General features: G+C 60.9%; 21 protein-coding genes and 1 pseudogene. 6 read left to right on the top strand and 16 right to left on the bottom strand.

Annotation, left to right across the window (positions count from 1 at the left end; all coding sequences use genetic code 11):
• Positions 1-63: 63 nt before the first annotated feature.
• Complete coding sequence (locus tag Q4D83_RS01935; RefSeq protein ID WP_303172484.1) at positions 64-1,317, bottom strand: deoxyguanosinetriphosphate triphosphohydrolase; 1,254 nt, start codon at positions 1,315-1,317, stop codon at positions 64-66.
• Positions 1,318-1,392: 75 nt separating this feature from the next.
• Here Q4D83_RS01935 and Q4D83_RS01940 point away from each other — a divergent pair, with 75 nt between their 5' ends.
• The 4 genes from Q4D83_RS01940 to Q4D83_RS01955 all read left to right on the top strand — a co-directional run bounded on the left by Q4D83_RS01940 (position 1,393) and on the right by Q4D83_RS01955 (position 6,385).
• Entirely contained in the window at positions 1,393-3,441 is a 2,049-nt protein-coding gene (locus Q4D83_RS01940) for a TPM domain-containing protein (RefSeq protein WP_303172485.1), read from the top strand.
• A gap of 316 nt (positions 3,442-3,757) precedes the next feature.
• Entirely contained in the window at positions 3,758-3,955 is a 198-nt protein-coding gene (locus tag Q4D83_RS01945) for a hypothetical protein (protein WP_303172486.1), read from the top strand.
• Positions 3,952-4,563, top strand: coding sequence for a Fic family protein (locus Q4D83_RS01950; RefSeq protein ID WP_303172488.1), 612 nt, complete (start codon positions 3,952-3,954; stop codon positions 4,561-4,563). Before Q4D83_RS01945 ends, Q4D83_RS01950 begins: the two co-directional genes overlap by 4 nt.
• Positions 4,564-4,969: 406 nt before the next feature.
• Positions 4,970-6,385: an HNH endonuclease signature motif containing protein gene (locus Q4D83_RS01955; protein WP_303172489.1), complete on the top strand. Its 1,416-nt coding sequence runs from the start codon at positions 4,970-4,972 to the stop codon at positions 6,383-6,385.
• Here the strand turns inward: Q4D83_RS01955 and Q4D83_RS01960 are convergent.
• Genes Q4D83_RS01960 through Q4D83_RS01970 form a run of 3 tightly spaced genes read right to left on the bottom strand, consistent with a single transcriptional unit; the run spans position 6,382 to position 8,746 of the window.
• Positions 6,382-6,810, bottom strand: a complete 429-nt coding sequence (locus tag Q4D83_RS01960; RefSeq protein WP_303172491.1) for a hypothetical protein — start codon at positions 6,808-6,810, stop codon at positions 6,382-6,384. The genes Q4D83_RS01955 and Q4D83_RS01960 overlap by 4 nt on opposite strands.
• A gap of 12 nt (positions 6,811-6,822) precedes the next feature.
• Positions 6,823-7,359: a hypothetical protein gene (locus tag Q4D83_RS01965; RefSeq protein WP_303172492.1), complete on the bottom strand. Its 537-nt coding sequence runs from the start codon at positions 7,357-7,359 to the stop codon at positions 6,823-6,825.
• Position 7,360: 1 nt separating this feature from the next.
• The gene (locus Q4D83_RS01970) at positions 7,361-8,746 is read right to left on the bottom strand and encodes a glycine--tRNA ligase (protein ID WP_303172493.1); all 1,386 of its coding nucleotides are present in this window, start codon (positions 8,744-8,746) and stop codon (positions 7,361-7,363) included.
• Positions 8,747-9,164: 418 nt separating this feature from the next.
• Between Q4D83_RS01970 and Q4D83_RS01975 the strand changes: the two genes are divergently transcribed.
• Positions 9,165-9,584, top strand: a complete 420-nt coding sequence (locus Q4D83_RS01975; protein ID WP_303172495.1) for a Fur family transcriptional regulator — start codon at positions 9,165-9,167, stop codon at positions 9,582-9,584.
• Here Q4D83_RS01975 and Q4D83_RS01980 read toward each other — a convergent pair.
• From Q4D83_RS01980 to hrcA, 10 genes and pseudogenes are all read right to left on the bottom strand, one after another.
• Positions 9,581-10,663, bottom strand: a complete 1,083-nt coding sequence (locus Q4D83_RS01980) for a VIT1/CCC1 transporter family protein (protein ID WP_303172496.1) — start codon at positions 10,661-10,663, stop codon at positions 9,581-9,583. The two genes, Q4D83_RS01975 and Q4D83_RS01980, sit on opposite strands and share 4 nt — an antisense overlap.
• Positions 10,660-11,391 carry an isoprenyl transferase gene (locus Q4D83_RS01985; protein ID WP_303172498.1) on the bottom strand — a complete coding sequence of 244 codons (732 nt, stop codon included), beginning with the start codon at positions 11,389-11,391 and terminating at the stop codon, positions 10,660-10,662. Before Q4D83_RS01985 ends, Q4D83_RS01980 begins: the two co-directional genes overlap by 4 nt.
• A gap of 18 nt (positions 11,392-11,409) precedes the next feature.
• Positions 11,410-12,153 carry a DNA repair protein RecO gene (gene recO / locus Q4D83_RS01990; RefSeq protein ID WP_303172499.1) on the bottom strand — a complete coding sequence of 248 codons (744 nt, stop codon included), beginning with the start codon at positions 12,151-12,153 and terminating at the stop codon, positions 11,410-11,412.
• Between the two features lie 2 nt (positions 12,154-12,155).
• Positions 12,156-13,067 (bottom strand): GTPase Era, encoded by a 912-nt coding sequence (era, locus tag Q4D83_RS01995; protein ID WP_303172500.1) that lies wholly within the window; start codon positions 13,065-13,067, stop codon positions 12,156-12,158.
• 10 nt (positions 13,068-13,077) lie between these two features.
• Positions 13,078-14,382: a hemolysin family protein gene (locus Q4D83_RS02000; RefSeq protein ID WP_303172502.1), complete on the bottom strand. Its 1,305-nt coding sequence runs from the start codon at positions 14,380-14,382 to the stop codon at positions 13,078-13,080.
• A gap of 11 nt (positions 14,383-14,393) precedes the next feature.
• Positions 14,394-14,849, bottom strand: a pseudogene (gene ybeY, locus Q4D83_RS02005) (rRNA maturation RNase YbeY); the annotation flags it as partial.
• Positions 14,846-15,817 carry a PhoH family protein gene (locus tag Q4D83_RS02010; RefSeq protein WP_303172504.1) on the bottom strand — a complete coding sequence of 324 codons (972 nt, stop codon included), beginning with the start codon at positions 15,815-15,817 and terminating at the stop codon, positions 14,846-14,848. The pseudogene ybeY and the gene Q4D83_RS02010, both read right to left, overlap by 4 nt.
• Before the next feature lie 29 nt (positions 15,818-15,846).
• Entirely contained in the window at positions 15,847-16,587 is a 741-nt protein-coding gene (locus Q4D83_RS02015) for a 16S rRNA (uracil(1498)-N(3))-methyltransferase (RefSeq protein ID WP_303172507.1), read from the bottom strand.
• Positions 16,587-17,711, bottom strand: a complete 1,125-nt coding sequence (gene dnaJ / locus Q4D83_RS02020; protein WP_303172509.1) for a molecular chaperone DnaJ — start codon at positions 17,709-17,711, stop codon at positions 16,587-16,589. Before dnaJ ends, Q4D83_RS02015 begins: the two co-directional genes overlap by 1 nt.
• 54 nt (positions 17,712-17,765) lie before the next feature.
• Positions 17,766-18,764: a heat-inducible transcriptional repressor HrcA gene (gene hrcA / locus Q4D83_RS02025; RefSeq protein WP_303172511.1), complete on the bottom strand. Its 999-nt coding sequence runs from the start codon at positions 18,762-18,764 to the stop codon at positions 17,766-17,768.
• Positions 18,765-18,872: 108 nt separating this feature from the next.
• Between hrcA and Q4D83_RS02030 the strand changes: the two genes are divergently transcribed.
• Positions 18,873-19,670 carry a class I SAM-dependent methyltransferase gene (locus tag Q4D83_RS02030; protein ID WP_303172513.1) on the top strand — a complete coding sequence of 266 codons (798 nt, stop codon included), beginning with the start codon at positions 18,873-18,875 and terminating at the stop codon, positions 19,668-19,670.
• Here the strand turns inward: Q4D83_RS02030 and hemW are convergent.
• Positions 19,667-20,803 (bottom strand): radical SAM family heme chaperone HemW, encoded by a 1,137-nt coding sequence (gene hemW / locus Q4D83_RS02035; RefSeq protein WP_303172515.1) that lies wholly within the window; start codon positions 20,801-20,803, stop codon positions 19,667-19,669. The genes Q4D83_RS02030 and hemW overlap by 4 nt on opposite strands.
• Positions 20,800-21,492 carry a hypothetical protein gene (locus Q4D83_RS02040; RefSeq protein ID WP_303172517.1) on the bottom strand — a complete coding sequence of 231 codons (693 nt, stop codon included), beginning with the start codon at positions 21,490-21,492 and terminating at the stop codon, positions 20,800-20,802. The genes hemW and Q4D83_RS02040 overlap by 4 nt, the downstream gene beginning before the upstream one ends.
• Between the last annotated feature and the right edge of the window lie 212 nt (positions 21,493-21,704).

Genomic DNA, 21,704 nt, shown 5'->3' on the forward strand with positions numbered 1-21,704 from the left:
TAGGTGCACCTGTGTGCACGTATTGGCAAATGGTAACCCTAACCTAGTCCACGCGCAAGAGCGTCAGGCAAGGAACCCCGAAACCACCACCGCTTCCTTATGGATCCGCTCCAAGCGCGACTCCGTCATCGAAGCGATCTGGTCAATAATCACGCGCTGGCGCTGCGCGTCCGAATCCGCAGCATTAAACCACGCACGGAACAAGGGATCCAACGTTCCCGGCGCACCCATACACAAATATTCGTACACAAGGCGAATCTTGTCGCGTTGCCGATCCTGGCGGCGCAAATGCCCAGGGTCCTCCATCACATACAACACTGCGATGGTCTTTAACAGCGTTACCTCCGCGAGCGCCTCCGGCAGCACAACCAAATCACCAAATCGATCCGGGTTCGCCTGCTTCGTCGCGCTAATCGTAGCGGACACAAAACGCCCCACAAGCTCGGAAGTCAACCCCTTTAAGGCGGCGAGCTTGGTCAGACTACCGTCATAATCCGCCGCGGCATTCACCACCTCCAACTGCCGTAGCCGCGCCGCCGCCTCCAACAATTCGTTCGGATCCCCGCCGAACGCCCGCGCGCCCTTTTCAGCCAGGGCTGCCAACTCCACAAGGTCCCACAGCACCCGCAAATCGATTCGATCAGAAAGGATGCCGTCCTCCACGTCATGCACGGAATACGCCACGTCATCGGACCAATCCATGATCTGCCCCTCCAGCGGCGGCCTCGTATCCGCACGCCCCTGACGCACCCATTCCAGGATCCCGCCATCCTCATCATAAGCCCCGTATTTCCCCCTCGGCGCGTTTGATTTCGTCCATGGGTACTTGCACGCGGCGTCGATAGACGCCCGGCACAGGTTCAACCCAAAACTCTCCCCGTCGGGCGAAAGCACTTTCGGTTCGAGCCTCGTGAGGATGCGTAGTGTCTGCGCATTGCCTTCGAAGCCCCCGCACATATCCGCAAGCTCATTGAGCGCCACCTCCCCGTTGTGCCCATACGGTGGATGGCCGATGTCGTGGCACAATCCCGCCAGCTCCGCCAACTCCGGGTCCACACCAATGCCGGAACCCAAACCACGGGCAATCTGCGCCACCTCCAGCGAGTGCGTCAACCGGGTGCGTGGAGTATCCCCATCATGAGGGCCCACGACCTGAGTTTTATCCGCCAGCCGCCGCAACGCCGCAGAATGCAACACGCGAGCACGATCCCGCGCGAACACACTCCGATGCTCCTCGTCCGTGCCCACGAAGTTGCTACGCTTTTTTGGTTCGCTTAGCCGTCGCTGACGATCCGCCTCGGAGTATTGGTAACCCACGGCACGGCCCCTTCCTGTGTATTGATGCGCTCACTATATGCACCAGTGTGCCACCTGCACCGCTATTGTTGGGGTATGATCTCGAAGCGCCCAAACAACCGCTTGCTTTCGGCTACATTCGCAGCCCTGTGCGTCGCCGCAGCGGCAGCGCTGAGCAACGCTCCCCTCGTATTCGCAGCGGCTCCCGCCCCACCCGCACCCGCACTCTCGGAACCGGTCGTGCCTGGATCGACGGACCCGCTGGCGCCAAGCAAGCTGACGTCGCACGTGGTGGACCACTCAGGCGTGCTTACGGAACCGGAAATTGCCGAACTGGAAGCGATGATCTCTCAAGTTCGCAAAGAAAAGCGCCGCGATATGTTCGTGGTACTGCAGCCTTCATTCGGCAGCTTGAGCGCCGAGGAGTTCTCCGAACGAACGTTTAAATTAAATAGAGCGGATAATGTGTTGGTTTTGGTCATCGCGACAGAGGACCGGAAATACGCGGTCTCCCGCGAGACGAACGACTCGAAATGGTCCGCCTCCGAGGCGCAAAAAGTTGAAGACGCCGCCTACAACAAACTCACCGACCTTGACTTTAAGGGCGCGGTGTACGCGGCAGTGACAACGGCGCGAGGCAAGCCACCGGCAACACCGGAAGAAATCGCGCGCCGGACGCGTAACGGCTACGCCATCCTCGGCGGGGGCGCTGCGAGCTTGGTGGCCGCCGGTGGTGGCGCGTGGGCGCTCCGCCGACGCAAGCGGAAGCGGACGATAGAAAGCGCACGCGAAATCTCGCCTTCGGACGTGAAGACGCTCGGGAATTTGCCGGACGACGTGCTCGAGCAGCTCGCCCAAGAAGAGCTCGTGTCTACGGACGAATCCATCCGCGGCGCGCGCTCGGAGCTGGACCTAGCAATGTCGGAATTCGGTGCGGAACGCGTGCGCCCGTTCACCAGTGCGATGAATAAGTCGACCTCCACGCTCCAGCGCGCGTTCCAGCTCAAGCAGGAGGTTGACACAAAGAACTATAGGGACTTGACCGACCGACGCAGCAAATTGGTTGAGATCGTGTCCAGTTGCGGCCAGGCCGACGACGCCCTCGAAGCTGTCGCCACCGAATTTGCGGAACTGCGCAACCTACTGGTCAACGCCCCAACCAAGATTGAGGAAATCACCCAGCAGCTGGTGGATCTGCGCACCCGCCTGCCAAAGGCGCAGGCCACGCTTGAAGAATTACAGCGGAACTACGAGCCTTCCGTCATCGACAGCATCGACGAAAACGTGGACCTCGCAAGCGAACTCACGACGAAGGCGGAGGAAAGTATCGATTCCGCGCGCAAGCAATTGGAGCTTCCGGTGGGATCCCAGGGCGGTGTGGTCGATGCGATCCGGAACGCGGAAAACGCTATCGCGCACGCGGACAAGGCGCTTGGGGGCATCGAAAATGCGGTCGTGGATATCGCACAGGCGCAATCCGGCATCCCCCCGCTCATCGCAGAAATCGAAGCTGAGGTCCAAGAGGCTCACCAGCTGAAGGAGCAGGGACAAGCCCACGGCACGCCCGCGAACTGGCAAGCAGTGACGGAAACGCTGAACCGCGCTCCGGAAGTGATTTCTACCGCTCAGGCTTCGGCGGAAGCCGATCCACTGGCTACGTACGCCACACTCGTCGAATATGATGCCGAATTGGACCTGTTATTGGACACGGTGCGTGAGAGCAACGCCCAACAGGCGCGAGCGCTGCAAATCTTGGACAACACGCTCGCCACTGCGGGAACGGCGCTGCGCACCGGCGACGATTATATTGGCACCCGCGGCAAGATTGTCGGCTCGGCGGCGCGGACAATGCTCGCGGAGGCTCACCGATACCACGCACAGGCCATTCAGAATCGAACTTCGAATACGCGCGGAGCGATTTCACTTGCGAAAATGTCGGCGACCCAAGCTCGGCGCGCGCTTAAGGCCGCGCGTAACGACGTCTCCGAATACCACGCCAGCCAGCAGCGCAACAACAGCTTCTCCTCCGGCATGATCGCTGGTCACATCATCAGCAGCGGCGGTGGCGGTTTCTCCGGCGGCTTCTCGGGTGGCGGTTTCTCCGGTGGGGGCGGCGGCATTAGCACCAGTAGCGGCAGTTTCTAGGCCCGGCTTTCGAAAAGCTGAGCGTTCGAACAAACGCGCCTGAGAGCCCGTTACCTAACCGTTACTTTCGCGTGGTTGCGGCGGGTTTCCCACCCCCGCAACCGCGTCTCGACGCCGCGTAAATGTACCGCAGACACTCACCACAACACGCCGCGCGATGCCTCTGACCTGCGGTTTTGAAAAAAATTCTTTATCGATCTTGCACAAATTAGTAAATCTTCTATAATTCAGGTAGAATAATTCACACGAAAAGCACAGCTTCACCTGATCCCGTACTACGCTGAACTTCGCAGAGGGGAAGAATGGAGGACCACAAATGAATCTTTATGAAATCTCTTCCCTGCTCTCCGAGTGGTACGCGCTCCCAGACGCTGAGAAGGCCGAAAATCGCCGCGCTGTCACGGTGGAGCGTGTGGCCATGTCCATGGCAATGGAGCGCGAGTACGTCAGTGATGAATGGTTTTGCCACGCCCAGGAACGTCAGTCTCAACTTGCTCCAGTTAAGGTTCAATGACACCAGACTCTAATGGCACACGTACATTCGATACCGTCCACGGTGAGCTAGCGTACTCAGAGGTCAACGAGCGAGTCGCCGAGCCCCTTCGATTACTTATCAATGAAATAAACGAAGGGGCTTTTCTCGATTTCGAACTCAACCCGCACCTACTACAAGAGTTCCACCGGCGGATCTGCGGGGACCTTACCCCCGCCATCGCGGGCCAATTGCGCCACTGCGCAGTGCGCATCGGCCACCACTATCCGCCCGAACACATCTACGTTTCGCAGAAGCTGTGGGAATACTTCGACGATATCAACGCGCGCATGATGTACATCCGCGGCGACCTGCAAAACACCCTGGAACTGCTCGCCTACGTTGAGGCCAAAGGCTTGCACATCCACCCGTTTGTAGATTTCAACGGCCGCGCAATCCGCGCCTTAGTGTACGAGGTAATGCGGCGCATCGACTTCCCACCCATCGAAATCTCCATCGACGCCCAGTCTGCCCTGCACAAAACATACATTCGGGCACTGCGAGAGTTTGACATCCACCAATCCCTCAACGGGCTGGTAGACATTTGGAAAAACCACCGCTTCCCCGCATTCCGCGAGCAATTCTACTGAAGGGGCGCGATGCGGATAAGGCAAGCGGATAGCACCCCCGCTACCCCCAACTTTGTGAACCTCAAAATGTGCCCAAGGTCACGTAATTTTATTTCCGGGATTATAGTCCGCGCTTGGCCAGTTTTCAGGTTAGCTACCTCTTCGAGCCGCCAAAGGGGCCTTGACGTGCGGCTTAGCTACCTTTCTGGGGCATACACCCCGCCCGACCACACTGTCAAATAACTATTGCGAACAAGCAATCGTAGATGTTGTTTTCCCTGGTTAACAGCGGTGCAACGGGGGTGAAGAATACATTGCTTCAAGCCCATTTCCGCTGGCCACGGGGGTGGTAGCACTTACGCGACTGCATTACACTAGAACTTGAAAAACAGCAAGTATTCGTGCGGGGTTCGGGAGGTGCGTGACAATGAGCGGCGAAGCCATCGGTTTCCTCATGCACGAACCCGATAACCCCTTCGGCCAAGCGGAAGTGCAGCAAAACCGAGAGTTCCTGAGCTGCTATTTACTGGCCACCTACGGACTGGATTTCCAGTACCTCAATATCAGTGCGCTGGTCAAGGAGTTCGCCGCACAGAGCGGGCGGTACTCCGAGTTACGCATGAACAATATTGTTGGTGGGTGTTTCCTGCTGCACCATTATCTTCCCCAGCTTAAAGCCCTGGCCATGAACCTGTGGCACGTCGACTATGACATGCTGCGCACCATCTGGAACGGGCTGATCGTAGTGCCGTTGAACTCTTCGCCGAAGATTTGGAACGCGATCGATGCGTTCCTCGTGAGCGAGCTCAGCCCGAGTCGACCCCACCAGGCGTTACCCACGTGCCGGCACATTGCAGCAGCATTAAAAGACGAGTTGGTGCGCCTCGGCGTCTACGAAGATTTTGAGGAGGACACCAGCCCGGAAGCATCCCAAGCAAAACTGGAATCAATGTTTGGGGTGGAGCTGTGGGATTCCCCGCATCCTGGCGTGAGCGTACTGAACGTGACCATGCCCAGCGACTGCGCCTTGGAAGCTAAGCAAAGCATCGAAGCTGCCGCGAAGGCACAACACAAACGCCAAGACGAAATCCTGCTGGCCCGCGTATGCGGAGAGCAGGACGAGCGGGATGAGAAATGTGAGATTCGGCTGCTGGGTTTTGGTGAGCTTACTCCTGCGGTAGAGGTGACGCCTGTGTCGTTGCACGGCGTCGGCAGGCTGACGGAGGCGCAGCGTATTCGCATTCAGGCACGTCAAATTCAATACGACAACATTCTCGCCGTTGCGGACATACGCCGGGGACCCCACGACCCTACCCCTGCACAGCGTGCGCTTGTGAAGCTGCGCGACGGCACCTGTCGCTTCCCCGGATGCAATGTCGACGCCCGCTTCTGCGAAGTTGACCACGTAATTAACTGGGAGGTTGGGGGCTGGACCACCATTTCCAACCTGCAATGCTTGTGTCCCCACCACCACAACTTTAAAACCGACCGCCATGCGAAAGCCCACTCGGACAGCTTTGGCAATATCACCTGGGAGTTCGCTACCGGAACAACAGTGACCACCGTTCCCAAAGGGATTCTCGCGGGGAAAGTCCAGGGGCGAGCCGATGGAATCACCACGCGGCACGACCACCCCACCAAAACCGACGAAGATTACCTCCAGCCCCCGATACGCGACGGGTTTGGACGGTGGGGCACCACGCTCACCCGCTACCGGGAAAAACAACGCGAACGGTACCTCGCACGCAATCACCTGAAAGTGAATATTTCAACGTCCCTTCCGGAGGAACCCCCACCAGAAGGATTCGAACCCCCACCGGATGACCAATATCCACAGGGTTAGGAAATGCGAATGTTCCGGCCTGGGGCGTCCACGAGGAGGCAGCCCCAGGTGAGGGCCACGGCGTCGAGAAGCGGAAAATCCTGCATGTCGAACACGGCGAGCGAAGTGCGGTGCGCGACCACGCGCGCCACAACTTGCCCACCCCGGCGGATGGTGCGCTCCTTGCGGAACGGGGAAACACGGTCGAGGCGGTACCTGCGGTCCGCACACACGGCTGAAAGGGAGCTGACGGTGAGTCCATTATTTCGCATGGTGATCATCTCGCCATTTTCGGCCGTGATACGGAGGCGGAAATTGCACGGGCCAGACATGGATTCGACCAGCAACCGGTGGGCGCCGACGAAAATGACGTCTGCACGCACTTGCGCCACCACGTTCCCTTCCGCGTCGCGCAGAACGTTATCGTCCCAAACCCACGTTGGCATGCGCACTCCTCACTACAACAAGAAAACCCACAGGATAAACGGAGTGAGCAGCAGCAACGAAAGCGTGAGAATCCACGTGGAGCCAACCAAACGAGCCTCCAGCACAATACGTGCCACCCACGCGAGGAACACCGCCTCATCCTGAGTCAGCGAAACGCCTTCTTCCAACTCCAGTTCTACATGACGGACCCCGTGGCCCGCGCCCGTGAACTGGGCTACCTTTTCCGAATCAAGTTCGACGATCCAATCGGACTTCGCCTCCCGCGTGAATGTGAACACGCGTGTGCCCACGGTTGCGGTGATGGTGTCGGAACGGTCAAAGCGGCCCTTTTCGGGAACGGCGGTGTACACAACGGAATCGCCAATACGTGCGACGGCGTTACCTTTACGGGCAACTTCGAACGACCACAATTGCTCGCCAACCTGTGCGGTAGTGGTGTCAGCTTTCCGGTCGGTCACAAACGTGGCGAGCACAGCGTCCCCCGCGAGCAGCGGAATGTGCACCTCCGCGCCAGATTGTTTACGCGCGCCCCAATGCAGGTTCTCCATGCTAGCAGCCTACAAGCCGCTGCCCGAGGTACGCTTCCAGCTCATCCAGCTTCACGCGCTCCTGCTGCATCGTGTCACGCTCACGCACAGTCACCGCGTTATCCTCCAGCGTGTCAAAATCCACGGTAACGCAGAACGGCGTGCCAATCTCGTCCTGACGGCGGTAGCGGCGGCCGATAGCACCCGAGGTATCGTACTCAATATTCCAAAGTTTACGCAGGTCAGCTGCGACTTTTTCGGCAACGGGGGTGAGCGTGTCCTTCTTGCTCAGCGGGAGCACCGCAACCTTGATCGGGGCGAGCCTGCGGTCCAGCTTCAGCACCACCCGCTTGTCCACGCCGCCCTTTGCATTCGGGGCTTCGTCCTCATGGTACGCGTCGCAAAGGAACGCCATAAGGGCGCGGGTAAGCCCGAAGGAAGGTTCGATAACCCAGGGGACGTAGCGCGACCCCGTGGTTTGATCAAAGTAGCTCAAGTCCTCGCCAGAGTGTTCAATGTGGCGGCCGAGATCGTAATCGGTGCGGTTCGCCACGCCCATCAACTCGCCCCACTCCCCGCCCGGGAAACCGAAACGGTACTCGAAATCGATGGTGGCTTTGGAATAGTGCGCACGCTCATCTTCAGGCACATCGAACTGGCGCAGGTTTTCTTCCTTAATGCCAAGGTCCACAAACCAGTCCTGGCAGGCATCCACCCACTCCTGGAACTTCTCGTCCGCGTCGTCCGGCGCAACGAAGTATTCGATCTCCATCTGCTCGAACTCACGCGTGCGGAAAATAAAATTGCCGGGCGTAATTTCGTTGCGGAAAGATTTGCCTACCTGCGCGATACCGAACGGGGGTTTCATCCGCGCGGTGGTCATGACGTTTTTGAAGTTGGTGAAGATACCCTGCGCGGTTTCGGGGCGCAGGTAGTGCAAGCCCTGTTCATTGTCCACGGGGCCGAGGTAGGTTTTCATCAGCCCAGAGAACAATTGCGGTTCGGTCCACTGGCCCGGCTGCCCGGTTTCCGGATCGTTGATGTCCGCGAGGCCATTCTCCGGCGGGTGGCCGTGCTTGGCCTCATACGCCTCCAGCAGGTGATCCACCCGATAACGCTTGTGGGTATGCAGGGACTCCACGAGGGGATCGGTGAAGGTTTCCACATGGCCGGACGCCACCCACACTTGGCGCGGCAGGATAATGGAGGAGTCGATGCCCACGACGTCGGCACGCGCTTGGACGAACGTCCGCCACCACTGCTTCTTGATGTTCTCCTTCAGCTCCATGCCCAGCGGACCGTAGTCCCAAGCCGAGCGAGTGCCGCCGTAGATTTCGCCACAGGGGTAAACCAATCCGCGGCGCTTGCAAAGGTTCACCACGGTATCGATGACGGATTCATTCGCCACTGAACTCTCACAACTCCTCAATCGAGTCGAAGGCGCAAAGCCTCCAATAATCCTTATGCCCGCCTGGCTGACGGGCATGCGATGACGGCTAAGGTCACACATAACCTTAGCGCGTCACGCAAATTACCAGCCATCAGGGGGTTTCGTAACGCTGTACACGTGCTTTTACGGAACTTTCTTCACGCTGTGTTCACACTGTTACCTACAGCGCATAAACCTCACGTTCCACGAGGTAACACCATAGAAAGCTCCTATAGACGGCGTGGACAGCAGCGCCGTAAAGCCATAAATGCACGCGCGTGAACAGCGCTTTTTCATTATCAGGGTACTTAATGGGGTAGCATTGAACGTGGACTCCCGCATCGTAACGCACACCGTGAATCCGCCAACACGGACCTCTGGAAGGAGCCTGGACATCATGGCTGTACACAACGAATCAATCATGCCGAAGCTCGGTGTTCGCAGCACACGCCAACGCGCCGCCGTAGTCAACGTACTCCGCGAACTAGATAATTTCGCTTCCGCGAAGGAAATCCACCAAGCCCTCACCGAACGCAAACACAAGGTCGGCCTCACCACCGTGTACCGTACCTTGCAGTCGCTCGCGGATATCGACGCCGTAGATGTCCTCCACATGGCCAGCGGGGAATCCCTCTACCGCCAATGCACCTCCGACGAGCACCACCATCACCTTGTGTGCACCGGTTGCGGCACCACCGTAGAGATCGACGGCGGCCCCGTGGAACGCTGGGCGAACAGCGTGGCGGAGGAAAACGGGTTCCAGCTCACTGGGCACACCGCCGAAGTGTTCGGCCTATGCGCCCAATGCCAAAGCTAGCCCACCGCCACCCCGAATGCGCGGCCGAGGGCGTACGTGACGGCTGCCGCCCCGAGCCCGATCGCCAGCTGCCGCAACCCGCGCTTCCACGGTGACACCCCAGACAGCACACCGACGATGCTGCCGGTAATCATCAACGCCACGCCGACAAGCACACACGCCGCAACGCCAGCCGTGAGCGGATCAATGGGCAGCAGGAACGGCAGGACGGGCACCAACGCGCCGGTAGCAAAGAACATGAAGCTGGAAATTGCGGCAGACCACCCGCTACCCACCACGTCCGAGTCATTGGTATGTTCGACACCCGCGATGGGGGATTCGGCGGTCATCCCGGTGGCCTTAAGCTCGGCAAACACGCGGCGGGCTTTGCGTTCAGCTTCGTCTTCGCCCATGCCACGCGCCCGGTAGACTAACGCCAGTTCGTTCGCATCAACATCCAGGCGGGGCACCGCGGACGAGGTTTCCGGGTCGGGGGTGGAGGCTTCGAGGAGTTCCTTCTGGGAGCACACCGAAACGTATTCCCCCGCCCCCATGGACAGCGCGCCCGACAGCAACCCGGAAATCCCGGTAAGCAAAATCAGCCGACTATCGACGCCCGCGGCCATCACCCCCAGCACCAACGCAAGGTTGCTCACCAAACCGTCGTTGGCGCCGAAGACTGCCGCGCGGAAGTTGCCGGACATTTCTTCTCGCCCGCGCGCCGCCAATCCGCGGACGATTTCGGCATGAATCCGCTCATCCGCGATCATTTGTTCGGTGGCGTCTTCGTCTTTCGCGTAGGGGGTGCGCGTTTCCGCCGACTGCATCAGCGCCAAGGTGAACACGCTACCGAAGCGCTTCGCCATAAAGCCTAGGAATTGCGTTGAGAGGTCAGGGCGCTGCGGCATGCCCACATAGTTGCCCAACATTTTGCGCCAGTGTTCCTCGTGCCGCAGCTCGGCGTCGGCAATAGCGAGCAGAATGTCCCGCTCAGCGCCTTCCTTACTGAACGCCAGTTCGCGATACACCGCTGCTTCCGCCCGTTCGTTCGCAAGGTGGCGTTGCCAACGGCGGATTTGCTTGCGCGTAGGTGGGGTCATTTCACCCCTCCGAAGCGGCGGTCGCGACGGGCGTACTCCTCCACCGCCGAGTACAAATCGGCCGCCGTGTAGTCGGGGAACAACTTGTCTTGGTACACCATTTCCGCATACACCGACTGCCACACCAAGAAGTTGGATGTACGCTTCTCGCCCGAAGGCCGCAGGAAGAGATCCACATCCGGCATATCCGGCTCGTCGAGAAAGTTTGCGAACGATTCCTCGGTAATGTCGTCGGGGCGCAACTGCCCAGCGGCTGCCTGGCGGGCGATTTCGCGCGCGGCGTCGATAATTTCCGCACGGCCGCCATAGTTGACGCACATGGCCAACGTCATGCGGGTGTTGTCCTTGGTAAGCTCCTCCGCCGCCTCAAGTTCGCGGATGACGGCGCGCCACAATCGCGGTCGTCGCCCCACCCACCGCACTCGCACACCTTTTTGGTGGAGACCATCGCGTTGGCGGCGCAATACGTCCCGGTTAAACCCCATGAGGAAGCGCACTTCGTCCGTACTGCGGCGCCAATTCTCCGTGGAGAACGCATAAGCGGAAAGGTAGGGGATGCCGAGCGCTAGGCAGGCGTCTACAACGTCGAGCAGCACGGCCTCACCACGGCGGTGACCTTCAGTTCGTTTCAGCCCGCGTTGCTGCGCCCACCGACCGTTTCCATCCATCACGATGGCGATATGCCGGGGCAAAAACTCAGCGGGAATCTGCGGCGGATTGTCGTTCACCTCGCCTATACTACAGGGCTACGAAAACGCCCCTTGATCATGAACATCCAGCGCTGCAACACTACGTTCGAGGTGCCAATGCAGGTGCGTACGCGTCAACCTGTGAGCGCTCCCCGCCACCTCCCCGCCTATCGACGCCCCCCGCACCGCCGACCAGCGATCGTGCGCCAACCACCACATCAGGCGCAAACTCAACTCCGGCACATCCGCCGACCCGGGGGGCCGGCACCGCACGCAGACCGCCCCACCAGCACCGGGATGAAACGCATGGTGCGGCCCCGGCGCGCCGCACTGCGCGCAATCGAACAAACTTGGGGCCCAGCCGGCATGCTGCATAGCCTGCAACAAGAATGCGTCGAGCACCAACGTGGGGTCGTCTGCGCCGCACAGGCGGGACAAGGTGGTCAGGGCGGTATCGAACAGCCAGGGATCTTCAATTTCGGCGACGGCGAGACGCTCGGCAGCCTCTAGGGCGGCGCAGGCGGCGGTATAACGTTCGTATTCGTCGATCACCCGTCCGAAAAAGGCAACGGTGTCGGCGCCTGTAATGGTGTACAGTGAGCGGCCGGGATACAACTGCACATTGAGCTCCACAAAGGGCTGCAACCTCGAACCGAACCTACTTTTGGCCCGGCGCACACCCTTCGCCACGCCGCGCACCACGCCGTGATTACGAGTGAGCAGCACAATAACCCGATCCGCCTCCCCGAAATCATAGGTGCGCACCACCAGCGCGCGGTCCCGGTGACTGGCTCGGCGCATGGCTAGAACCCGAGGCGGCCCAGCGCTTTCGGGTCAGATTGCCAGTTCTTCAGCACCTTCATGCGCAGGTCAAGGTATACATTTTGGCCAAGGAGTTCGATGATTTGCGGGCGGGCGTTGTGGATAATGCGACCCATGCGGCGGCCATCTTTGCCCATGAGGATGCGCTTCTGACCGGGACGTTCCACGTAGATCACGGCATGCACATCAAGCACACCTTCGCGCTCTTCGTTGGGCAGGATCTCGTCGATCTCCACAGCCACGGAGTGCGGCAGCTCGTCCTTCAACCCGCTCAGCGCAGCTTCGCGGATCAGTTCGGCAATACGTGTGTTGGTGTCATCGTCGGTGATGTGGTCGTCGGGGTAAAACTTGGGCCCCTCCGGCAGCAGCGACACCATCACATCGATTAATACGTTTGTTTGTTCACCTTTGACGGCAGATACCGGGACGACTTCGCATTCCCCGCCCAACAATTCGTGCAGGGCGACAAGTTGCTCCGCCACGGCGTCGCGCGACACGGTGTCTACCTTGGTGACCACACCCATCAATTTGGTATTCGGCGCCGCCTTACGCACGGCGTCGAGGATCCACCGATCGCCCGGACCGATCTTCTCGTTAGCCGGAATGGTAAGCGCGATCAGGTCAACGTCCGCGTACGTCTCCTTCACAATTTCGTTCAACCGTTCGCCAAGCAGGGTGCGGGGACGGTGCAACCCGGGCGTATCCACCAAAATGATCTGCGCATCCTCACGGTGCACAATGCCGCGAATGGGGTGGCGCGTGGTTTCCGGCTGGTCTGCGGTAATGGCAATTTTCTCCCCCACCAACGCATTAGTGAGGGTCGATTTGCCGGTGTTTGGTCGGCCCACGAAGCTGACGAATCCACTTCGGAAGCCCTCGGGTGCATTGAACATGTTTTCGTCCTTAATCTTCGGGGGCGGAATGTACTTCCACTGTTACTGTAGTCATTCGCATGCGGCCGCGGCGATCCCGCTTACCAGCAGCGACAAGGGTCATGCCGTGCGTATCAACCTTCGAACCGGGCAAGGGGACACGACCCAACTCCAACGCCAACAGGCCGCCAACGGTGTCCACCTCTTCCGTGATTTCCTCGTCGAAGAACAGTTCCACGCCGCAGGACTCCTCCACCAATTCGACCAATTCTTCGAGCGAAAGGCGAGAGACCACCCGGAAGGTGCGATCGCCGAGGCGTTCGATTGGGGCAATTTCCGCGGCGTCGTACTCGTCGGCGATCTCACCGACGATTTCCTCCAAAATATCCTCGATGGAGATCAACCCCGCGATGCCACCGTACTCGTCCACCAACATTGCAATGTGAAAGCGGTGCAGCTGCATCTCGTGCAGCAAGCTATCCAGGCGCTTGGAATCCGGCACAAACGTTGCCTTCCGCATCACGTCCGAAACGCGCACGCTGTGCCCGCCGTCGGTGGCGTGGTAGGTGCGCTGCACCAAGTCCTTCAGGTACACCACCCCCACGATGTCGTCCACGTTTTCCCCCACCACGGGGATGCGGGAATGCCCGGAACGCACGCACAGCGCGGTGGCGTGCCCAGCGGTCTTCTCCTGTTCGATCCACACCATCTCCGGCCTCGGTACCATCACCGATCGCGCCGTCGTGGAGCCGAGATCGAACACGGATTGGATCATGCGGCGTTCTTCCTGCTGCACAATGCCGTGCTCCTGGGCGATGTCCACCATTTCCCGCAACTCGTGCTCATTGGCAAACGGACCATCGCGGAACCCTTTCCCTGGGGCGAGGACATTGCCCACCCAAATGAGCAGGCGAGCCACCGGGCCGAGCACGAACGCCAACACGGACAGGATCATCGCGGAACGCAGCGACACCGTGTACGGGTTCTGCCTGCCGATGGTGCGCGAGTACACCCCCACCACCACAAAGGTCACTAAGGTGAGCACCACAATCGCCACCAGCAACGCAACGGAGTCGAAGGCGAACAGCTGGTAGGTCAGCGCCGTAGTAAGCACAGCGCCCACGGATTCCAAGAGGGTCCGCAGCAGCACCAACAGGTTAATGTGTTCGGCGCGGCGATCCAGCACGCGCAGCAGAGTGGCCGCGCCGGAGTGGTCCTCCCGCATGAGTTCTTCCACACGGGTGCGCGAAATGGAGGCGACGGCGGATTCCACCGTGCCAAGCGCGCCCGCGAGCAAGATGGTTGCAACAGCCCCGAGCGCTAGCCAGGGTTCCATGAGCTACTGGCCTCGTACCAAGCCTCCAGCAATTCGTTCTGGAGTGCAAACATCTCTTGTTCTTCGGCGGGCTCGGCGTGATCGTAACCAAGCAAGTGAAGGCACCCGTGCACCACCAACAGCGCCAACTCACGGTCCAGCGAATGCCCCGCGCGGGCGGCCTGATCCACCGCGAACTCGGGGCAAATCACGATGTCCCCAAGCATGGCGGGCCCAGGGTCAGTGGCGTCAGGGCGGCCACCGCCGGGGGTGAGCTCATCCATGGGAAAGCTCATCACGTCCGTGGGCCCCTCCAGGTCCAGCCATCGAACATGCAGATCGGCGATGGTATCCAGGTCCACGATATGGATCGCGGCTTCGGCGTCGCGGTGCACATCCATCGCTGCCAGCGCGAAGCTCGCCACATCCATGAGTGCTTCCTCGTTGACGCCCTCGAAGCCGGATTCGTTGAACACTTCGATGCTCATCGCATGTCCTTTTCGTAGGTTTCGTACGCATCAACGATAGCCGCCACGAGGCTATGGCGCACCACGTCCGCGGACGTGAGTTCGGCGAAGTGAACGCCCTGCACCCCACGCAGAATGTCACGCGCCAGCCGCAACCCGGACTTCTGTCCGCCCGGCAAGTCCACCTGGGTAATGTCGCCCGTAACCACCATCTTGGAGCCAAACCCCAAGCGCGTGAGAAACATTTTCATTTGCGCCGGCGTGGTGTTCTGCGCCTCGTCCAAGATGATGAACGCGTCGTTGAGGGTGCGGCCGCGCATGTACGCCAGCGGCGCAACCTCCACGATGCCGGCCTCCATCAGCTTCGGGATGATCTCCGGTTCCACCATGTCCCGCAGCGCATCGTGCAGCGGCCGCAGGTAAGGGTCTATTTTGTCGTTGAGGGTGCCGGGCAGAAAACCGAGTTTCTCCCCCGCCTCCACCGCCGGCCGGGTCAAAATAATCCGGTTGACTTCCTTATTGTTCAGCGCCTGCACCGCCTTCGCCATAGCGAGGTAGGTTTTCCCGCTGCCCGCGGGGCCGACGCCGAACACAATGGTGTTGGCATCGATGGCGTCCACGTATTCCTTTTGGCCTAGTGTTTTCGGCCGCACGGGGCGCCCGCGCCGCGTGACAATGTCGGCGGCCAACACGTCGCGCACGGATTGCGGCGCCTCTACCGTCACAATGTTCACGGCGTTTTTTACCGTCGCGGGGCTGATCACGTGCCCGCGGCGCGCGATTGCCTGCAGCTCATCGAGCACGCGTTTGGCGCGGGCCACCTCGTGGTCTGGGCCGGTCAGGGTAACGTCCGTGCCGCGGACGAACACATCGCACGCCAACTGGTTTTCCAGCGTGCGTAAGTTTTCGTCGGTGGTGCCCAGCACGGTTTGGGCGTGCGCTTCGTCGAGCCGGTACGGCTTGGTCAAGATTTGGGTGGTTCGTTCCAACGTGTTCCTTTTCTTCTCATTGCGGAACTTTACCAGCGTGAGGTGAGTACCCCGAGCGCCGACAACGCCGCAAACGCCGCACTGGCTGTGCGCAATACTTCTGGGCCGAGTTTGACCGCCTGCGCGCCCGCTCCGGTGAAACGTTCCACTTCCGCGGGGCTCAGGCCGCCTTCCGGGCCGACTACAAGAAGGACTTCCTGCGCCTGCGAGTAGTCCAAGGATGCGAAGGGGACGGCGGCTTCTTCGTGGAGGAGGAGGGCGGGGCCGTCGGTACGCGCGATGAGGGCGGCGACGTCCGTGGTGGTTGCTAGGGGGGCGACGTCGGGAACCGTAAACCTGCGCGCCTGCTTCGCGGATGCCAGCGCTTGGTTTCGCCACTTCAACAACGCTTTGTCCGCCTTGGCACCCCACTTAGCGATGCACCGGGACGCCTGCCACGGCACGATGCGGTCCGCCCCGGCTTGGGTGGCAAGGTCCACGGCAAGTTCCGCGCGTTCCGACTTCGGGATCGCCTGCACCACCGTCACCTGCGGCACACTCGCTCGCTTCTCGACGCCCTCCCCTACCGCAACCAGCAACCTATCCTTACCGCTGGTGCCGGTGACGGTGGCGTGGACGCCGTGGCCGCGGCCGTCGATAAGCACGAGCTGCTCTCCGGGGCACAAACGTTTGACGGTGACAGCGTGGCGCGCCTCCGGCCCCACCAATTCGACAGCCGAACCGGGGACTGGTAACTCCCCGTCGGCCCACAGGAACACGGGCAGCGACATTAGCGCCTAAACCGGCTACGCAAACGGCTGAACAAACTTTCCTCTTCCTGGTGCGAATCCTGCACCCGCACCTTGTCGGCGCGGTGGGAACGCAACTTCCGCAGGTAGTCTTTGGACTGCGAATCCAGATCCTTCGGAATGATCACGTCCATGTGCGCAACCATATCGCCGGCGCCCTCCGCGCGCAGATGCGGCATACCGGCGCCTTGGACGTGAATACGTTCGGCAGGCTGGGTGCCGGGGGCGACGTGGAACTTCAACGGGTTGCCGTCCAGCCCGGTCACCTCAAACTCCGTGCCCAACGCCGCATCAACCATGGGTAGGCGCACCGTCACATGCAGGTTATCGCCGTCGCGAGTAAACACGGAGTGCGGTTGGGTAATCACCTCAACGTACAAATCACCCGCGGGCCCACCGCCGTGGCCGACCTCGCCTTGCCCGGCCATGCGGATTCGCATACCGTCGCTAATCCCGGCGGGGACGTTGACCGTCAAATCGCGGCGCGCCTTCACGCGGCCGTCGCCGTGGCACTTTGTACAGGGGTCGTCGATAACCTCGCCGAAGCCCTGGCAGGCGGGGCACGGGCGGGACGTCATCACGTTGCCCAGGAAGGAACGCTGCACCTCTTGAATCTCCCCGGCCCCCTGACAATGCGAACACGTATGCGCGCGAGACTTGGATTCGGAACCGGTGCCCTCACACTGATCGCACAACACTGCAGTATCCACCGTAATGTTCTTCTTCACCCCAGAGAACGCCTCCTCGAGGGTGATAGCGGTGCGAAGCAATGCGTCATCCCCCGGCTGCACGCGCGAACGCGGGCCACGGGGCTGGCCGCCGCCGAAAAACGCACCGAAAATGTCCTCGAACCCGCCGAAGCCACCGAAACCGCCGGCGCTCGGCGATTGCTCCATCGGGTCACCGCCCATATCCACAATGCGGCGCTTCTCCGCATTGGTGAGCACCTCGTACGCCAAAGACACCTCGCGGAATTTCTCCGCCGCCTCTTCGGTCCCGTTCACATCCGGATGGTACTTTCGGGCCAACCGCCGGTACGCCTTACGGATTTCGGTTTCCGTCGCCGACCTGTCCACTCCGAGAATGCCGTAATAGTCACGCGCCACGGTCTACTTCTAACTCCCTTATGGATTATTCAATGAACGTCAAGGCATTGTAGCCTACTGGCCGGCAAGTACCCTGCCTACATACTGTGCAACGGCGGACACCTTCGAAATTGTTCCCGAATAATCCATATAGTTCGGGCCGACCACTCCCATGCCACCCAACGTGGCACCCGTCGCCCCGTACCCCGCGGCCACCACCGCAGCGCCCCGCAACTCTTCGTCCCCAATGCTCACCTGCACCTGGCCGACATCCTGCGCGCTGGACAACAGCTTCAGCACCACCACTTGCTCCTCCAGCGCCTCCACCACGCTCGGCAGCCCGGAGGGGAACAGGTGCGAAGCACCAGACAGGATCAACCGGTCGCTCGGCGCCTCCACCAAAGTTTCCACCAGCACGGTGGCGCACCGAATGGAGGCGTTGCGCACATCCGCCGAGGCCTCCACCGCCATGTCTGCCATCGCTACGCTCGCCTCCGTGAGCGTCTTCCCGGCCAACCTGCGGTTAAGGTTCTCCTTCAGCTGCGCCACCTTCTCTGGGCCAAGGTGCTCATCCAACTCCACGTTGCGCTGCTCCACCCGGCCAGTGTCCGTAATCAACACGAGCAGCAAGCGCGTCGGGGTGAGCTCCACCACCTCACAATGCCGCACGCGGGATACCTTTAACGTGGGCAATTGCACCACCGCCGCCTGACGGGTGAGCTGGCTGAGCAATTGCACACTTCGGCGCAACACGTCCTCCAAGTCCACCCCCTGGTCGAGGAACGCGAGAATGGCGCGGCGCTCCGCCCGGGACAGCGGCTTGACATCGTGAATGGAATCCACAAACGCCTGATAGCCCTTTTCCGTGGGAATACGCCCCGAGCTGGCGTGCTGCTGCACGATATAACCTTCGGATTCCAGCACAGCCATATCGTTGCGGATCGTCGCCGGACTCACACCAAGATTGTGGCGGTCCACCAACGCTTTCGAGCCAACCGGCTCCTGGGAGGAAATGTAATCGGCCACAATGGCACACAGCACCTTATGCCGCCGCTGTTCCGTGGCACTAGACACGTTGATGCTCCTTCCCTACAAGCTCCCGCAATAGTCTACGCAGTTTTTCCCACACGCCGACATCACACACCCTGCACCCACGACAAAGGGAAGCCTAATCTAAAGGGTATGGATACCGTGTCCCATACATTATTCTTTCCCTTATTCGGCCGCGCCCAAGCAGCCCGCACCTGGCCAGACCTCTTTCCCGACCCGTGGGCCCTCAAAGCCGAAGCCATCGCCCGCGACGCCGGCACCCCGGCACAATCACTCGGTGACTTCCCCGCCGTCGTCTACGGGCTGCGGCACCTCATCAGTGTCACCAACACCAAACGCTACTTAGAGGCGCATCCCGGCGCGGCCGTCGTCAATCTTGGGTGTGGGCTCGACAGCCTCGCCATGGACCTCGAAGGCCTCGATTGCACCATCTACAACGTGGATTTCCCCGCGGTCATCGAACTCAGGCAACGCTGGATCCCCACCGCCAACAACGAACACGACCTGCCGTATTCGCTCACAGACCACCGGTGGTTCGACCAGGTAGACCCCAGCCGCGGGGCCATCGCCATGGCCAACGGTGTGTTCTACTACCTGGAGGTCGCTCAAGTACGCGATGTGGTGGTAGCGATGGCGGAACGCTTCCCCGGCGGCCGGCTCATATATGACAGCCAATCCCCACGCATCATGCGAAAAAGCGAACAACAAATCGCGGCCAAGGGCACGCCCTGCAGCATGCCGTTCCGCCTCCGCGACCCGTACACGCCGCGCACCTGGAGCGACCGGATCAGCAACGTCACGGTGGAATACGATTACAGCCGCTACCTCACCCCAGCACAGCGGAAACAACTACGCCTCGGGTACCGGCTGGGATTCAACGTGTTCAAAGTAATTCGAGGGATGTACGAAGTCACCATCGACTTCGCCTAATCATCCCCAAGCAAAATGTCCGCAACGATTCCATCCGCGAGCAGGCGCCCCGCCTCCGTCAACGCGATGCGGGAACCCGCCGCTCGGCGCAGCAATCCGCGAGCACAATAATCCTCCACCACAGCCAGACCGCCCGCGCCCAACATGCCCGCCGGAATGCCCTCCCGCAGGCGCAGCCCCAACATCACGCGCTCGACATGCCGGTCGTGCGCACTTAACGTCTCCGCCTCCTGGATCGGTAGCCGACCTTGCGCACACAACGCCGCATACCGGGCGGGGTGCTTGACGTTATAAAAGCGACTGTCCCCCACATGCGAATGCGCGCCAGGGCCCGCACCCCACCAATCACCGTCACGCCAATAGCCCAGGTTGTGGCGGCATTCCCCGCCTAAGCGAGCCCAATTGGACACCTCGTACCACTGGAAACCAGCGTCGCGCAGGGCGGCGTCAATAAGCCCATAACGGTGAGCCAATACGTCCTCATCAGGCGCAGGAATCTCCCCGCGGCGGACTTTCCGCGCCATGGCGGTGCCATCCTCCACGATGAGCGAGTAGGCGGACACGTGGTCCACCCCCGCGGACAGCACCGCGTCGAGGGTTGCGCGCACGTCGTCATCAGTCTCACCAGGGGTGCCGTAAATCATGTCAAGGTTCACGTGTGCAAACCCCGCCCGCGTGGCTTCCCGCGCGGCCGCCACCGCGCGGCCCGGGGTGTGCCGGCGCTCCAACACCCGCAACACGTGCGGTGCCGCGGACTGCATGCCCAGCGATATCCGGGTAAACCCCGCCGCGCGCAGCGCTGCAAACAACTCCGGGGAAGTCGACTCCGGGTTTGACTCCGTAGTCACCTCCGCGCCCGGCGCCAACCCAATGGTTTCCCGCACGTACTCCAGCACCCGCACCAGCTCCCCACCCAGCATCGACGGGGTGCCGCCGCCCACAAAGACAGTCTCGGCGGGCCGCGTATTCCCAGTTTCGGCAGCCAATTCCAACTCGCGGCGCAGCGCAACCAAATACTCCGGCACGGAAGCGGAACTGCCTAACTCGCCCGGCGTATAGGTGTTGAAATCGCAATAACCGCAGCGTGACGCGCAAAACGGAACGTGGATATACACCCCGAAGGGTCGCGTCATGAAGCGAAGCCCCCGTCACGTGCGGCCTCCGCGCGGCGGCGAGCGACGCGGGCAACCACGGCGTCGATACGTGCGCGCTCCATGAGAAATTGCGGCGGATTATGGCCGCGCATCGTCCGCGTGTACGCCGGGTGCGCCTCCGCGACGGCAATAAACCACGCCTCCACGGCGCAGGCAACTAGGTCCCGGGTGCGGGAAAACAGCAGCGGAAGGCTCAACGCATCTAGGTCATCCGCAGCTACCGCAGTCTGGTCGACCACCCATTCGGTGATCTCCCCAAGGTGTTCCACGACGGCGGACGAACGCGCATTCAAAGCATCAGCGAGCTCTCGAACTGCAACCGGGCTGCTATCCAACGGATATTCGCGCATCAGATCCACCGCACGCAGCCGACTCGGGCGCTCCACCAAAGCTTCGCGCGTCGTCCGGGCCGTACTCATGGATCCGGAGCGCAGCCCAGATACTAAAGCTTGGCGCACACCCGCCAGCTCGGCGACGACACGGCGGGAATCATCGCGAGCCTCGATCACAATCTCCTCAAACTCGAGGCGACAATCCGTGACCAACTCCGTGTCCCAATCCGTGAGCGCCTCCACAAGATTATCGATGTACGTGGCTACCTCATCGCCAATGTCGTACACCTCTTGCGTAAGCTCGCGGTGGCGCAGCTTCGCATCAGTCACCTGCACGGCTGCTCCTTAAAGTACTCGAACTGGTACAGCCGCCGCGGTTTGCTTCGCCGGCTGTTATCGAATACGACCCTAAGGCACTTCTTAGAGTGGTGGGGGAAGCCTCGCCGTGAGACACACCAGAATCGTTGCGACACCGGTCAGCGGGGGTGCTTCCCCGGTAGCACCATCCTCGCACCACCTATCGACGCCCCACCCCCGAAATCCCCAGG

It is taken from the genome of Corynebacterium sp. (genome assembly GCF_030532715.1).
Classification (GTDB): Bacteria; Actinomycetota; Actinomycetes; order Mycobacteriales; family Mycobacteriaceae; genus Corynebacterium.

What these genes read in the sequence shown, in the direction of transcription:
- Q4D83_RS01940 (WP_303172485.1), top strand. Translation starts at nt 1,393, where the DNA reads ATGATCTCGAAGCGCCCAAACAACCGCTTGCTTTCGGCTACATTCGCA.
- Q4D83_RS01945 (WP_303172486.1), top strand. Translation starts at nt 3,758, where the DNA reads ATGAATCTTTATGAAATCTCTTCCCTGCTCTCCGAGTGGTACGCGCTC.
- Q4D83_RS01950 (WP_303172488.1), top strand. Translation starts at nt 3,952, where the DNA reads ATGACACCAGACTCTAATGGCACACGTACATTCGATACCGTCCACGGT.
- Q4D83_RS01955 (WP_303172489.1), top strand. Translation starts at nt 4,970, where the DNA reads ATGAGCGGCGAAGCCATCGGTTTCCTCATGCACGAACCCGATAACCCC.
- Q4D83_RS01960 (WP_303172491.1), bottom strand. Translation starts at nt 6,810, where the DNA reads ATGCCAACGTGGGTTTGGGACGATAACGTTCTGCGCGACGCGGAAGGG.
- Q4D83_RS01965 (WP_303172492.1), bottom strand. Translation starts at nt 7,359, where the DNA reads ATGGAGAACCTGCATTGGGGCGCGCGTAAACAATCTGGCGCGGAGGTG.
- Q4D83_RS01975 (WP_303172495.1), top strand. Translation starts at nt 9,165, where the DNA reads ATGGCTGTACACAACGAATCAATCATGCCGAAGCTCGGTGTTCGCAGC.
- Q4D83_RS01980 (WP_303172496.1), bottom strand. Translation starts at nt 10,663, where the DNA reads ATGACCCCACCTACGCGCAAGCAAATCCGCCGTTGGCAACGCCACCTT.
- recO (WP_303172499.1), bottom strand. Translation starts at nt 12,153, where the DNA reads ATGCGCCGAGCCAGTCACCGGGACCGCGCGCTGGTGGTGCGCACCTAT.
- era (WP_303172500.1), bottom strand. Translation starts at nt 13,067, where the DNA reads ATGTTCAATGCACCCGAGGGCTTCCGAAGTGGATTCGTCAGCTTCGTG.
- Q4D83_RS02000 (WP_303172502.1), bottom strand. Translation starts at nt 14,382, where the DNA reads ATGGAACCCTGGCTAGCGCTCGGGGCTGTTGCAACCATCTTGCTCGCG.
- Q4D83_RS02015 (WP_303172507.1), bottom strand. Translation starts at nt 16,587, where the DNA reads ATGTCGCTGCCCGTGTTCCTGTGGGCCGACGGGGAGTTACCAGTCCCC.
- Q4D83_RS02030 (WP_303172513.1), top strand. Translation starts at nt 18,873, where the DNA reads ATGGATACCGTGTCCCATACATTATTCTTTCCCTTATTCGGCCGCGCC.
- hemW (WP_303172515.1), bottom strand. Translation starts at nt 20,803, where the DNA reads ATGACGCGACCCTTCGGGGTGTATATCCACGTTCCGTTTTGCGCGTCA.